The sequence below is a fragment of the Kineococcus radiotolerans SRS30216 = ATCC BAA-149 genome (assembly GCF_000017305.1).
In the GTDB taxonomy this organism is placed as follows: domain Bacteria; phylum Actinomycetota; class Actinomycetes; order Actinomycetales; family Kineococcaceae; genus Kineococcus; species Kineococcus radiotolerans.
In genome coordinates, this window is record NC_009664.2 from 3,020,147 (window position 1) to 3,034,319 (window position 14,173).

A 14,173-nucleotide genomic window follows, 5' to 3' on the forward strand; every position below is an offset into this window, starting at 1 on the left:
ACCGGGCGGGGTCACCCGCGCCGGTGCCGCCGCGCCACCGGCTCAGGCGCGGGCGACCTTCCCGGTCCGGGGGTCGTAGGACAGCGTGCCGCCCTGGAAGGTCTGGGTCAGGGTGGCCCCGCGCCACTGCTCGCCGGCGGTGGGCATCCCCAGGGGGCCGTTCTCCCACCCCTGCGCGGCCCAGGTGTCGAGGATCCCGCCGCGCACGGCGTGGGCGCCGGTCGCGCCCGACCAGTAGATCGAGCCGCCCTGGAACCTCGTGAACCACCCGCGCCCGCCGGGGAGGGGGGTGTCGCTGCTGGTGGGGAAGCCGAGGCCGTTCTCCCAGCCCAGGGCGGCCCACTCCTGCCGGATCGCCCCGCGCAGGGCCTGGGCGCCGGTGGAGGGCGACCAGTAGATCGAGCCGTTCTGGAAGTGGGTGTAGTACCCGACGCCGTTGGGGGTGCGGGTGTCGCTGGTGGTGGGGAAGCCGAGGCCGTTCTCCCAGCCCAGGGCGGCCCACTTCTGCTGGATCGCGCCGCGGACGGCCTGGGCGCCGGTGGAGGGCGACCAGTAGATCGAGCCGTTCTGGAAGTGGTTGTAGTACCCGGCGCCGTTGGGGGTGCGGGTGTCGCCGGTGGTGGGCAGCCCCATCCCGTTCTCCCAGCCCAGCGCCGCCCACCGGCTGCGGATCGCGCCGCGGACGTCGTGGGCGCCGGTGGCGGGGGAGGCGTAGATCGAGCCCCCGGCGAAGTGCTGGTAGGCGGCCCGGCCGTCGGGGGTGGTGAGCTCCGCGGAGGCCGCCGCCCCCAGGGGGCCGTTCACCCCGCCGAGGGCGCCGTGGGCGAGCTGCACGGCGCTGACGAGCGCGAAGTAGTCCGAGCGCAGCCCGCCCAGCTGCCGCAGCTTCGTGCCGGTGACCGCGACGGTGCCGTTGGTGCAGACGAGGGTCGCGTCCTTGACCCGGCCGCCGAAGTCGCCGCGCCCGTCGCGGCCCTTCACGACGATCCCGGTGGCCGCGCCGCCGGGCGCGCAGCCGGCGTCGAAGCTCGCCGCGCGCACGGTGGTCGTCCAGGCGGCGACGCTGTCGCCGGGGGCGGTGCGCCCGGGCCCGGAGAACGGGTCCTCCTTGGCCACCAGGTACGGCTTGGACCCCGCGACGGTCCAGCCGCCGTTGGAGGAGGAGAACTGGGTGAACGCGACCTTGCCCTCGTGGCTGCGGATCTCCCCGGCGGTCGCGGCGATGGCCGCGTTCGTCGACGCGGGCGTCGACCAGGTCGTCGCGCCGGCCGCGTCCCGGACCTCCGCGCCCCGGTAGACCTGGCAGGCGGTCGTGTCGCAGATGTCGGTCTGGGCCTGCGGGTTCAGCACGGCCATCGCGTAGCTGCGGGCGGCCACCGACTGGGCCTTGAGCGCTTCCGCGTTCCAGGAGGCGGGGGACTCGGCGGGGACGACCCCGCGCAGGTAGGTCTCCAGCGGGACGTCGTTGACGACGGTGAGCCTGGGCCCGGTGACGATGCGGACGACGCCGTCGTAGCGGACGGAGGTCCCGTCGCCCTTCTGCAGCAGGACCCCGTCCGGGCCGCTGAGGGTGACCGTCCCGCCCCAGGTCTCGTTCCAGGCGCCGTCGACGGTGCCGGTCAGCCCGGACCCGCTGGGGGCCACGACCAGGCGCTGCCCGGCCTCGACCTTCCGGCCGCTGGAGCTGATGGTCAGCGGGCTGCCCGAGGGGGCGCGCACGGCGACGGCGGCGTTGGCGAACGCCGTCAGCCCCACCCGCAGCGTCCGGTCCGGTTGGTTCCCCACCGAGGTGCCGGGGTAGTAGAAGTCCAGGATCGTGCGGTAGCCCTGGCCGGCGACGGCGCGCGACTGGGCCCCCCACTGCGACATGCCGATCCCGTGCCCGAACCCGTGCCCGACGACGGTGAAGGAACCCCCGGTGGCCGGGCGGACCTCGTCGGCGGAGGCGGGCACCGCGGTCAGCGTCCCCGCCGTCAGGGCCAGCGCCGTGCCGGCCACCAGGCCGGTCACGAGGCGGGAGATCCTGGTGCGTGTCATGTCGTCCTCCGGGTGCTTCCGCGGATCAGTGGTTCAGCGAGATCGAGGTCGTGCGGCGGGTCGCGTCCCAGGTCAGCGAACCGCCCTGGAAGTCCAGGCGCAAGCCCCCCGGGACGGGGCGCTCGTCGGCGACGGGGAAGCCCAGCGGGCCGTTCTCCCAGCCGGTCGCGGCCCACGTCTCGCGCAGCGCGCCGCGGACGGCGTGCGCGCCGGTCGCGGGGGACCAGTAGACCGACCCGCCCTCGAAGTGGGTGTAGGCGCCGGGCTTGCTGGGGGTCCGGCGGTCGCCGGTGGTGGGGAACCCCAGGCCGTTCTCCCAGCCGAGGGCGGCCCACCGGTCGCGGATCGCCCCGCGCAGCTCGTGGGCCCCCGTCGCGGGGGACCAGTAGACCGAGCCGCCCTGGAAGTGGTTGTAGGCCCCCGCCCGCCGCGGGGTGCGCAGTTCGTCGGTCAGGGGGACCCCGAGGGCGGCGGGGCCGCCGAGTTCGCCGTAGCGGCCGGCGATGGCGCCGTGCACCTCGCGCACCGGGGTCGTGGGGGAGGCGTAGACGCTGCCGTGGCGGTAGTCGCGCCGGGAGACCCCCGCCGAGGACGTGGTGCGCCGGGCGCCCACGTCGCCGCCGAGGACGGAGCGTTCCCCGCCGAGGGCGATCCAGTGCCCGGTGAGGGGGTCGGCCGTCCCGGTCCACCACGACGTCTCGCGGGCGGCGCCGGAGAAGGTGAGCGACAGGTGGACGTGGTCGGTGTGCGGGTCGGGACCGGTGTAGGGCTGCCACCCGGCGGCGGGGTCGTAGGCCTTCCACACCGCGCGGTCCCAGATGACGTACATGACCCCGAGGCGGCGGGCGTTCGCGGCGGCGTTGCCGTTCGCGTCGGGGGCGAGCAGCCAGGTGGTGAACTCCCGGGCGAGGGCGGCCTCCGCGGGCACGGCGGCGTCGAGCATCCAGTCCAGCGCGCGGCCGTCGTGGTGCTCGGAGGTGGGGGGGCCGCCGACGGGGCAGGCGCGGGCGGTCCCCACGTCCTGCGGGCCGTAGGCGTCGCGGATCAGCCGGGCGACGGCGAGGGTCCCCGGTTGCGGTGCGGCGCAGGAGATCGGCGCCTGGTACCGGGGGGCGAGGGCGTCGACCTCGGCGGGCAGCCCGCCCGGGGCGCGGGGGGCGGCCGAGGCGGCGGGCCCGACCAGGCCGGCCAGCGCCGCGACGAGCAGGCCCGCCACCACCGGCGCCGCGCCGGGACCCCGCCGCCTCACGTCACTTCCTCTTCGCGGTGGTCTGGCCGGTGGACCGGTTCCAGGTGAGGGTCCCGCCCTCGAACTCCATCCGCAGCCCGCCGTCGACGGCGTACTCGTCCTTGGTGGGGAAACCCAGCCAGGAGTTCTCCCAGCCCATCGACGCCCAGGTCTCGCGGAACGCCCCGCGGACGGCGTGGGCCCCGGTGGCGGGGGACCAGTAGACCGACCCGCCCTGGAAGTGGTTGTACCAGCCCTTCCCGCCGGGGGTGGGGGTGTCGTCGATCGTGGGGAAACCCATGCCGCGTTCCCAGCCGAGCGCGGCCCAGCGGTCCCGGATGGCGCCGGTCGTCCAGCGCGCCCCGGTCGCGGCGGAGTAGTAGATGGACCCGCCCTGGAAGTGGGTGTACCAGCCGCCGGCGGCGCGGGAGTCGCCGGTCACCGGGAAACCGGCGGGGCCGCCCTCCCAGCCCATCGACGCCCACTTGGTCCGGATCGCCCCGCGCACGTCGCGGGCCCCGGTGGCGGGGCTCCAGTAGATGGAACCGTTCTGGAAGTGGTTGTAGAAACCGCCCTTGGCCCGGGAGTCGTCGGTGGTGGGGAAACCGAGGCCGTTCTCCCAGCCGAGCCGGCCCCAGGCGGCGAGGATCTCCCCGCGCACGGTGTGGGCGCCGGTCACCCGGTTCCAGTAGATCGCCCCGCCGGTGTAGAACCGGTAGGAACCGTCACCGCGGGGGGTGTCGAGTTCCGCGGTCGTCGGGGTGCCGAACGCGGCGGCCCCGCCGACGGCGGCGTACTTGGCGTCGATCGCGGTGCCCGTGGCGGCGTTCATCAGTTGCGCGACCCGGGCGCGGATGGTGTCCATCCGGGTGAAACCGACGTTGCCCGGGCAGGCGGTGAAACCGACGTCCCGGTGGGCGTTGATCGTGCGCAGCTTCACGGTGCTGCCCGCGGCGTAGCGGGCCGTCCCGCCGCCGGCGGAGGTGAGGTACGCGGCGCCGTCGGCGGGCAGGCCGTACATCGACAGCTTCCAGGCGATGACCCGGGCGACGGATTCGAGGCACTCGGCGCTGGGGGCGACGGAGGTGTAGTCGCCCATCATCGAGACCCCGAAGGTGTCGGCGTTGAAACCCCCGGCGTGCGCGCCGACGACGGGCTGGGAGATCCCCCCGGCGCGCCCCTCCCAGATCCCGCCGAAGCGGTCGACGACGAAGTTGTAGCCGAGGTCGGCCCAGCCCAGGGACACCGTGTGGTAGCGGTACATGCCGCGGATGACCGAGGGGACCTCGGCCTGGCTGTAGGTCCCGCCGTCGGCGGTGTGGTGGACGACGACGGCCTTGATGGTGGTGCTGTAGCTCGCCCCGCCCTGGCGCAGCGACTCGTCGGCGCCCCAGGCGGCGCGGGAGCGGATCGTCGGCTGCGGGACGGCCCGGGGGCTGGCCTTGGTGCCGGAGGGGGAGGCGAGGGTGGTGCGGGTGTCGAGCGCGGAGCTCTCGCCGGCGTCGACGAGCTGCAGGTGGGCGTCGGCGACGTCGGTGCGCGGCAGGCGGACCTGGACGGTGGCGGTCCCGAGGGCGCCGACCCACAGCGGGTCGGAGGCGGTGACGGAGCGGCGGCCCTCGGCGGTGTCCGGGTCGGGTTCGGAGTCGTTGAGGGGCAGGTCGCTCCACGCCGTCCAGTCCGCGCCGGCGCGGCGCACGCGCACGGAGACGGTGTCGGTGGAGGCGCCGGAGGGGAACGTCACCCCGACCATGTGCCCGCCCTCGACGTCCACCGCGACGACCGCGAGGTCGCCGGTGGAGAGCAGGGTGGCGGAGCGCTGCTGGCCCAGGGCGAAGGCGCGGGTCGAGCCGGCGACCTGCAGGGCCGCGGGGGCCAGGGCGCTCGCGGGGGCCCCCGCGCACAGCAGGGCCGCGCCGGTGAGGCCACCGGCGGCACCGCCGGTGAGCAGGGCGCGACGGGACACGGGGGTGGTGACGGACCGCATCTGGGCTCGTTCCTCCTTCTGGCGTGGGGCGGCGAGCGCCCCGTGGGTCACACCCACACGGGTGAACGCTCGGCTCCGGCATCGGCTGACGGACACCGGACCTTGAGCGTGTCGCTACCGTCCCGTGCGCCTTCCGTCACGCAAAGTAGGTGAGGATGCCTGAGGTGTACAAGGTGCCCGAGTGCACAACTGGGTAACACCTCTGTGTTCACTCGTGCACTCTACGTCACAATCGTCCATCGCACCCCAGTTCTGAGTCGCGCCCGCGAACCCCGGGGAACCCCGGGAACGACGAGACCCCCCGATCCGCAGCGGGTTCGGAGGGTCCGTCCAGAACGCTCTCAGGTCGCGGTCAGGTCACCGCCGGTGCCCGTCACCGCGAACGGACGACCCCCAGCGGGGCGCCGGAGAAACCGGGGAAGATCGCCGACAGCGACCCCGCCCCGCACCGCTTCTGCAGCACCTCGCCGATGACCGAGCGGTAGTCCGTCGTGCCGGCGAGGTCGCCGTCGACGAGTCGGTCCGCGCCCAGACCGGGCCACACCCCGTGCACGCGGCCCCCCACGACCCCGCCGCCCAGCAGCAGGACGGCGTTGCCGTGCCCGTGGTCCAGCCCGCCGGAGGCGTTCTCCCCGACCCGGCGGCCGAACTCCGAGAGGGTCACCAGGGTCGTGGAGGCGAAGGACCCGCCGAGGTCGGTGGCGAAGGCGGCCAGCGCCGAGGACAGCTCGGTCAGCTTGTCGCGCATCCAGCCGCCGTCGACCCGGCCCAGCCCCGCGTGCATGTCCCAGTCGCCGTAGTCCAGGGCGATGACCTGCACCGGGGCGCCGGACTTCTTCAGGACCGCGGCCTCGGCCAGGGCCCGGCCGAGGTCGGAGTCGGGGTAGACCGCCCCGTTCGCCGGGCCCGAGGCGGTGCCCCGCAGCCCCGCCACGTCCTCCATCGCCGTCAGCAGCGTCGAGGCGGGCTGGGCGACCTCGGGACGGGCGCCGGTGTGCATGCGGCGCAGCGCGGCGTGCCAGGTGGGGCGGTCGTCCCCGGGGCCGATGAGGCTGAAACCGTCCAGCGACGTCATCGTCGTCTCCTGGGCGGGACCGGCGAACGCGCGCGCCGGGGTGTTCGAGATGCCCACGGCGTTGAGCACCGAACCGGTGCCCAGCGACCCCAGGGTCCGGTCGATCCAGCCCGTGCGCACCGACGAACCCGGCGCGGCGAGTTCCATCCGCTCCATCGCCGCGAAGTGCGAGCGGGTCGGCTCGGCCTGCCCGACGGCGTGCACGACCCCGAAGGTCCCGTTGCGCCACAGCGGCATCAGCGGGGCCATCGCCGGGTGCAGGCCGAACGTCTGGTCCAGGCCGAGCAGGGTCGAGCGCGGGACGGCGATGTTCGGCCGCGCCGCGTAGTACCCGGCGTCCCCGCCGGGGACCACCGCGGACAGCCCGTCGAAACCGCCGTGCAGGCTCAGCACCACCAGGGTCTCGCCGTTCCAGCCCGTCCCCGCGAACGAGACCTGCGTCGAGACGTCGCCCACGGCGTAGGTGGTGACGCCGGCGGCGGCCGCGGCCAGCGCCGCGCGCAGCACGCTGCGGCGCGAGACCAGCTTCGAGCCTTCGTCGCAGCCGCAGCGGGCGTCGTCCTTGAACTTCGACACGAGAGCAGTCCTCCTCAGCGGATCGTGAAGGTCGGGCCGTCGAGCGTGAGCGCGACGAGGTAGCGGAGGTTGTTCTGGATCCAGCGGTCGTTCACCGAGCACGGGGCCCCGGCCTGCCGGCCGGCGTACATCAGCAGCGCCGCCTTCTCGTCCGCGGTCAGCGGGCTGCCCGTCAGCCGCACCCCCAGGGCGTCCACCAGCGCGCCCCAGGTGCCGGGGAAGGGGGAGAGCAGGTCCGTGGGCCTCGCGAACCGCAGTTCCGTCGGGTACCAGCCCGCGGCGAAGTCCATGTGCCGGTTCCAGCGCGAGAGCGTCCCGCTGGGGGAGACCCAGGCCGTGGCCACGTCGGGGTAGCCGTTGGGGGCCCCCCAGGCCATCGGGGCGTGGCCCTGGTCCAGGACGTGCCAGAACAGCTTGGTGATCCCCGCGGTCCCGCTGGGCTCCATCCCGGTGCCCAGGGTCCGCAGGGTGGCGACGTAGTCCTCCTGCGGGGTGCGCACCTTCTGCCCCGCCGAGGCCCAGAACTCGCCGGAGTCGAAGAGGGTGCGCAGCACCGGGACGACCTGCCCGCCGGTGCTGGTCCAGGTGCGCGCCATCCGGTCCACCAGCGCGGCGGGGGGAGCGTCGGAGACGAAGCGGGTGGCCAGCTTGTGGCTGATCCGGCGGGCCGTGGCCGGGTGGACGGCCAGCCAGCGCAGGTAGGCGTCGATCCAGCCGTTCCCCTCCGCCGGGCGGTGCGGGGGGACGACGAAGCCGAAGACGGAGCGGCCCCCGCCGTCGTGGCGGCCCGCGTCGAAGACCGACGCGCCGTCGCGGGCGATGGTCAGCCCCGTCAGCAGGCGCGCGGAGTTCTTGACGTCCTCCTCGGAGTAGCCCGCCTCGACGCCGACGGTGTGCAGCTCCAGCAGCTCCCGCCCGTAGTTCTCGTTGGGGTGGGCCGCGGTGGAGCTGGTGTTGTCCAGGTAGGTGAGCATCGCCTGGTGGCGGGCGGAGGCGACGAGCATGTCGGCGAAGCTGCCGAAGGCGTGGCGGCGGATCACCGTGCGGTCGTAGTCCTGCCGGCTCCACCAGACCTCGGAGCTGGGGTTGGTCACGTGCAGGACGTTGTTGAAGACGTCGACGACGACCTCGAACAGCTGCCGGTTGCTCCAGATCTGGCGGGCCAGGGTCAGCCGCCCCGTCTCCAGCATCGCGTTCCACCCGGTGGGCTCGTAGCCCCCGCCCCACAGGTCCTGGGGGGTGCGGCCGTAGAAGGCCATCCGGCCGGCGAAGGCGTCGACCGCGCCGTCCTCGACGCGGGCGGGGTCGAGCTGGCGGTCCAGCCAGGCCGCGGTACCGAGCTGGGCGACCTCGGCCAGCGCGGCCGGGGTCGGGCCCCACGTCGCCCGGCGCAGCAGGTGCAGGCGGTCGGCGGCGGTCTCGTGCGCGTACGGGGCCGTCGCGGCGCGTCGGCCGCCCCGGGTCACGGTGGCGTCGGAGGAAGGCACGCGACCTGTTCGGCAGGGGATCTCCAGAGCTTGAGCCGACCGGGTGGGAGGTGCTCAGGACGGGGACCTGCGGGCCCGCACGGGCCCGCGGGGCTCAGCCGGCGGCCGGCTCCGTCCGGACGTAGAGCCGCACGCTGAACGCCCGCTTCTCCTCCGTGGACACCAGCCGGTACCCCTCGGACAGCAGCCGGACGGCCTCGCGGTCCTCGGGGGTCCTCACCACGACCGGGCCGACCCCGCCGATCACCCAGATCCGCTGCACCCCGGCCAGCGCGGCCCCCAGGTCCCGGGCCGGCACGGTGGTGCCCACCAGCGTCGCCGAGGGGGCGGCGGGCTCGGCCAGCGCGAGGTCGTCCAGCCCGGCGAAGGCCTCCGGGTACACCTGGGTGAGGACCCGGTAGCGGTACTCCCCGTCGGGGACGAAGAGGAGCCCGTCCCCGGGCCGGGCGTGGGCCGCGACGTGCTCCGCGGTGCCCCGCAGGTCCTCGCCGTGCCCGATCGAGGGGGAGCGGAAGACGAGCTGCAGGTGCAGCCCCGCCAGCGCCACCGCCAGCACCAGCCCCGCGCCGAGGACGCCCGCCCGGCGCGCCCGCACCGCCACCGTCACCGCGGCGGCCAGCAGCAGGCACGTCCCCGGCGCGACGAAGACCAGGTAGCGCGTCGTCCACAGCGGGTGGACCTGCGAGAGGCCCCACAGCAGCGGCCACGGCAGCACCCCCCACAGGACGCCCAGCAGGACCAGCCGGCGCGCCCGCGCCGCCACCAGCGCCACCAGCGCCGCGAGGCCCGCCACCGCGAGCGCGGCGGGGGAGGACCCCAGCGCGAAGTCCACGTGCGCGAGGAGCTCACCCGGCGCGGGCCGCTGCAGGAAGGCGACCTGCCCGCTCTGCCGGCCCTGGGCCACGACCAGCGGCAGGGCCAGCACGACCCCCGTCCCCGCCGCGAGCGCGGCCCGCCACCGCACCCGCGGCCCGGCCGCCAGGGCCCACCCGGCGTGCGCCAGCAGCACCAGCGCCGCGACGGTGTTCAGCGACACCAGCACCGGCAGGCTCAGCGCGTAGCCCACCCACCAGCCCGCCCGGCGCCCGGAACCCGCCCGCAGCAGCAGGTAGGTGCTCAGGGTCGCCACGAGGGTCACCAGGGCGTAGGGCCTGGCCTCCTGCGCGTAGCGGCTGACGAAGGGCGTGGCGACGAACAGGGCCGCCGCGGTCGCCCCGGTGAGCCGGGACACCGCCGGCCCCACCGCGACCGCCGCCGCGCGCCGCCCCACGCCGTGCAGCGCCGCGGCCGTCAGCGCCGCCGCGACCACCGAGATCCAGCGCACCTGCACCACGTCGACGGAGGGGCCGAACAGCGCGTGGGCGAGGAAGTAGAACGGCGCGTGCACGAGGTCGACGTGCTGGACGAGCGCCCGGATCTGCTCGGGGGTGCGGGCGGCGACGGCGACCGAGACGGCCTCGTCGCGCCACGGGCTCGGCGTCCCGACCCGCCAGGAGAACACGAGCCCGCCCAGGAGCGTGGCGACCAGCCCGATGACGACGTCGGCGCGGGTCCCCGCCCCGGACCGCAGCAGCGTCGGCGCGGGAGCGGCGCCGCGCGCGGCGGGGACCGCGCCGGCGGGGGGCCCGGGGTCCGCGCGGGTGCTCGACAGGTCGACCTCGCTCAAGGGTCCGTCAGAGGGGGAGCTTGCGGAACACGGGCGCGGGCACGTGGCGCAGCGCCGACATGACCCAGCGCATCGGCTCGGGCGCCCAGACGGTCTCCTTGCCGCTGCGCACCGCGTCCACGGCCACCTCCGCCACCTGCTCCGCCGACACCGACAGGGGGGCCGCCTTGAGCCCCTCGGTCATCTTGGTGGTGACGAAGCCGGGACGCACGACGACCACGCGCACCCCGCCCGGGCGCAGGGCCTCGCGCAGGCCGGTGAAGAAGGCGTCGAAGCCGGCCTTGGAGGAGCCGTAGACGAAGTTGGAGCGCCGGGCCCGCTCGCCGGCGACGCTGGACAGCGCCACCAGGACCCCGTGGCCCTGCTGCTGCAGCCGCGCGGCCAGGTGCACCCCGAGGTTCACCGGGGCGGTGTAGTTGACCGTCGCGACCCGCACGGCCTCGGAGGCGTCCTGCCAGGACACCTCGTTGTCCCCGAGGACGCCGAAGGCCAGCACCGTGACGTCCACGTCGCCGAAGGGCCCCTCGAAGCACTCCTGCACGACGCGGGCGTGCCCCTCGAGGTCGGTGGCCTCGAAGTCCACCGCGCGCACCTCGTGCCCGCGCCGGTGCAGCCGGTCCACCGCGGCCTCCCGGCGCGCGCCGGGGCGGGCCGCCAGGGTCACCCGCAGCGGGCGCTCGGGGCTGAGGCGCTCGACGATGGCGAGGCCGATGTCGGAGGTGCCCCCGAGGAGGAGGACGGAGCGCGGGTTCCCGAGGGCGTCGATCACAGGGCTCGACACTAGCAACGGCGGCCGCGGGCCCCGGACGCGACGACGCGCGCCCCGGGATCGTCACCCGACGGTGACCTGGTCCGCGGGGGACCCCCGCGCCCGTCGTAGCCTCCGGGGGTGATCCCCCCGCGCCGGCCCCCGCACCGCGCCCGGTGAGCGGTGTCCTGACCGGGTTCACCGTCGTCGCCTGCCTCGTCCTCGTCGGCTACGTCGTGGGCCGCACCGGGGTCCTCGGGCCCTCGGGGCAGGTGGTCCTGTCGCGGCTGGTGTTCTTCGTGGGGTCCCCGGCGCTGCTGGTGCAGACCCTGGCCGGCGCCGACGTCCACGTGCTGCTCTCCGCGCAGCTGCTCGTCACCGGCGGCGGCGTCGCCGCCTGCGTCCTGGTGTGGGCGCTGCTGGCCCGCTACCGCTGGCGGATGCCGCGCGAGGACCTCGTCATCGGCGCGCTGGCCAGCTCCTTCGTCAACGCCGCCAACATCGGCCTGCCCGTCGCGGCCTACGTCCTGCAGGACCTCACGGCCGTGCTGCCGGCGATGCTCCTGCAGATGGTCGTGCTCAGCCCCGTCGCGCTGGGGATCCTCGACGTGGGCCGCCACCGCGGCGACGGCAGCCGCCGGGCCGCGGCGAAGCGGCTGCTGACCCCGCTGGTCAACCCCGTCCTGCTCGCCAGCGCCGTCGGGGTCCTGCTCTCCGCCACCGGCTGGGACCTGCCCGCGGCGCTGGCGCAGCCGCTGGACCTGCTGGCCGGCTTCGCCATCCCCGGGGCGCTGGTGGCGTTCGGGATGTCCCTGCACGGGCGCGGCCTCGCCGGCTGGCGCGACCCGCGGGTCCTCACGGCCAGCGCGCTGAAGTCCGTCGTGCAGCCCTGCGTCAGCTACCTCGTGGCCCGCCTGCTCGGCCTGGACGACGCCGCGGTCTTCGCCGCCACCGTGGTCGCCGCGCTGCCCACCGCGCAGAACGTCTTCACCTACGCCGTCCGCTACGGCGTCGGGCGCGACCTGGCCCGCGACACCGTGCTGGTGACGACGGTCCTGGTCGCGCCCGTCCTGGTGCTGATCAGCGTGCTGCTGCCGCACTGACCGCGCCCGGCGCCCTCAGGCGCGCCACGCCTCCCAGGCGCTGGCGACGATGTCGGTGAGGTCCTTCGTCGTGGACCAGCCCAGGGTGTCGTTGATGCGCGACACGTCGGCCACCAGCTGCGGCGGGTCGCCCGCGCGGCGCTCGCGGACGTCGGGCTGCACGTCGACGCCGGTGACCTCGCGGACCACCCGCAGCACCTCGAAGACGGAGGAGCCGGAGCCGGAGCCGACGTTGAACGTGTCGAAGGGGCGCTCGTCGGCGGCGAGGTGGTCCAGCGCGGCGAGGTGGGCCCGGGCGAGGTCCAGGACGTGGACGTAGTCGCGGATGCAGGAGCCGTCCGGGGTCGGGTAGTCGTCGCCGAACACCACCGGCGCGCGCCCCTCGTCCAGGGCGCGGAAGACGATGGGGATGAGGTTCATCACCGCCGCGTCGCCGAGGTCGCTCCAGCCGGCGCCGGCGACGTTGAAGTAGCGCAGGTTCGCCGCGCGCAGGCCCCAGGCGACCCCGGCGGCGCGGCTCATCCACTCCCCGACGAGCTTCGTCTGCCCGTAGGGGTTGATCGGCTCCGCGGGGCCGTCCTCGCGCACCAGGGCCGTCGCCGGGGCGCCGTAGGTGGCCGCGGAGGAGGAGAACACGAGCTTGCCGACCCCGGCGTCCTCCATCGCCTGCAGCAGGTTCGCCGTGCCGCCGACGTTCTGCGCCCAGTAGCGGGCGGGCTTCGCGACGGACTCCCCGACCTGCTTGCGGGCCGCGAAGTGGATGACGGCGTCCACGTCGTGCTCGGCGAACGCGCTCGCCAGGGCGCCCGCGGCCGCGTCGGTGCCGAGGTCGACCTGCACCACCGGGGCGTCGCCGACGCGCTGCGCGCGGCCGTTGGAGAGGTCGTCGACGACGACGACGCGCTCCCCGCGCTGCTGCAGCAGCCGCACCACGTGGGATCCGATGTAGCCGGCACCGCCCGTCACGAGAACGCTCATGGGGGCGACTGTAGCCAGCCGCACCGCCCCCGCCGCCGCCCCGGCCGTAGCCTCACCCGTGTGCTGAGACTGACCAACACCGTTCAGCCCTACGCGTGGGGTTCGACCAGCGCCATCCCCGAGCTGCTGGGCGTCGAGCCGGACGGCGGGCCCCAGGCCGAGCTGTGGATCGGGGCGCACCCGGGGGCCCCCTCCGACGCCGAGGGGGTGGGTCTGGACGAGCGGATCGCCGCGGCCCCGGAGGAGTTCCTGGGCGACGGGGGGGCGGACGCGGGGGGCGGGGCCCGGCTGGGGTTCCTGCTGAAGGTCCTCTCGGCCGCGGCGCCGCTGTCGCTGCAGGCCCACCCCGACCGGGAGACCGCCGCGCGCCGCTACGCCGAGGAGGAGGCCGCCGGGACCCCCCGCGACGCCGCGCACCGCCTCTACAAGGACACCGAGCACAAGCCCGAGCTCCTCCTCGCCCTGGAGCCGTTCGCGGCGATGGCCGGGTTCCGCGCCCCCGCCGCCGCGCGGGACCTGCTCGCCGGCCTGGAGCTGCCGGCGCTGCCGCCGGGCTCCCGGGACCTCTTCGCCGCGCTGCTGGACGTCCTCGCCGGGCCCGACGAGGGCGAGGCCCTGCGGGGGGCGACCCGGCTGCTGCTGACGGCCGAGGCGGGGGCGGTGGGCCCGCTGGTCGAGGCGGTGGCCCAGGCGTGCACCGCCTCCGAGGACCCCTCCGCGCGCTGCGTCGTGGAGCTGTCCGGGCACCACCCGGGGGACCCGGGCGTCCTGGTGTCGACGCTGCTGAACCAGGTGCGCCTCGCCCCGGGGGAGGCGCTGTACCTGCCCGCCGGCAACGTCCACGCCTACCTGGCGGGCACGGGGGTGGAGCTCATGGCCAGCTCCGACAACGTCCTGCGCGGGGGCCTGACCCCCAAGCACGTCGACGTCGCCGAGCTGCTCGACGTCCTCGACTTCCGGGTCCTGCCGCCGCCGCTGCTCGCCCCCCGCGTCCTCTCCGAGCACCAGCGGGTATTCGCCCCCGGCGACGTCGACGACTTCGCCCTGACGGAGCTGACCGTCGTGCCCGGGGAGGAGACCCGCTGGGAGCGGGCGGTCCCGCGGGCGGTGCTGGCGCTGGAGGGGTCGGTGCGGCTGGTCTCCGCCACCGGCGCGCAGGACCTCGCCCGGGGGGAGGCGGTGTTCGTCACCGCCGCCGAGCACCCGCTGACGGTCTCCGGCGCGGGCCGGCTCGTCGCGGCCGGCCCCGGCGGTCCCGAGGCCCCCTGACCCGCCCCGCCCCGTCCCG

The 14,173-nt window shown here is 75.7% G+C and carries 10 protein-coding genes; 2 read left to right on the top strand and 8 right to left on the bottom strand.

Features of this window, described 5'->3' with window-relative positions; translation table 11 throughout:
* Positions 1–42: 42 nt before the first annotated feature.
* The 7 genes from KRAD_RS24440 to KRAD_RS14525 all read right to left on the bottom strand — a co-directional run bounded on the left by KRAD_RS24440 (position 43) and on the right by KRAD_RS14525 (position 10,825).
* Entirely contained in the window at positions 43–2,037 is a 1,995-nt protein-coding gene (locus tag KRAD_RS24440) for a SpoIID/LytB domain-containing protein (protein WP_012086376.1), read from the bottom strand.
* Between the two features lie 25 nt (positions 2,038–2,062).
* The gene (locus KRAD_RS24445; protein WP_012086377.1) at positions 2,063–3,286 is read right to left on the bottom strand and encodes an LGFP repeat-containing protein; all 1,224 of its coding nucleotides are present in this window, start codon (positions 3,284–3,286) and stop codon (positions 2,063–2,065) included.
* Between the two features lies 1 nt (position 3,287).
* Positions 3,288–5,252 carry an N-acetylmuramoyl-L-alanine amidase gene (locus tag KRAD_RS14505; RefSeq protein ID WP_012086378.1) on the bottom strand — a complete coding sequence of 655 codons (1,965 nt, stop codon included), beginning with the start codon at positions 5,250–5,252 and terminating at the stop codon, positions 3,288–3,290.
* 373 nt (positions 5,253–5,625) lie between these two features.
* Positions 5,626–6,903 carry a DUF1501 domain-containing protein gene (locus KRAD_RS14510; protein ID WP_012086379.1) on the bottom strand — a complete coding sequence of 426 codons (1,278 nt, stop codon included), beginning with the start codon at positions 6,901–6,903 and terminating at the stop codon, positions 5,626–5,628.
* Positions 6,904–6,917: 14 nt separating this feature from the next.
* Positions 6,918–8,390, bottom strand: a complete 1,473-nt coding sequence (locus tag KRAD_RS14515; protein WP_083782073.1) for a DUF1800 domain-containing protein — start codon at positions 8,388–8,390, stop codon at positions 6,918–6,920.
* Between the two features lie 94 nt (positions 8,391–8,484).
* On the bottom strand, positions 8,485–10,056 hold the full coding sequence (locus KRAD_RS14520; protein WP_012086381.1) for a glycosyltransferase family 39 protein: 1,572 nt from the start codon (positions 10,054–10,056) through the stop codon (positions 8,485–8,487).
* Between the two features lie 7 nt (positions 10,057–10,063).
* Entirely contained in the window at positions 10,064–10,825 is a 762-nt protein-coding gene (locus KRAD_RS14525; protein WP_041292121.1) for a decaprenylphospho-beta-D-erythro-pentofuranosid-2-ulose 2-reductase, read from the bottom strand.
* Between the two features lie 155 nt (positions 10,826–10,980).
* Between KRAD_RS14525 and KRAD_RS14530 the strand changes: the two genes are divergently transcribed.
* A complete protein-coding gene (locus tag KRAD_RS14530) occupies positions 10,981–11,907 on the top strand; it encodes an AEC family transporter (protein WP_012086383.1) in 927 nt (308 codons plus the stop codon).
* 15 nt (positions 11,908–11,922) lie between these two features.
* On the opposite strand, the gene galE is transcribed toward KRAD_RS14530, so the two are convergent.
* On the bottom strand, positions 11,923–12,885 hold the full coding sequence (galE, locus tag KRAD_RS14535) for a UDP-glucose 4-epimerase GalE (protein ID WP_012086384.1): 963 nt from the start codon (positions 12,883–12,885) through the stop codon (positions 11,923–11,925).
* A 60-nt stretch (positions 12,886–12,945) separates the two neighbouring features.
* Here galE and manA point away from each other — a divergent pair, with 60 nt between their 5' ends.
* On the top strand, positions 12,946–14,154 hold the full coding sequence (gene manA, locus KRAD_RS14540) for a mannose-6-phosphate isomerase, class I (protein ID WP_012086385.1): 1,209 nt from the start codon (positions 12,946–12,948) through the stop codon (positions 14,152–14,154).
* Positions 14,155–14,173: the final 19 nt, after the last annotated feature.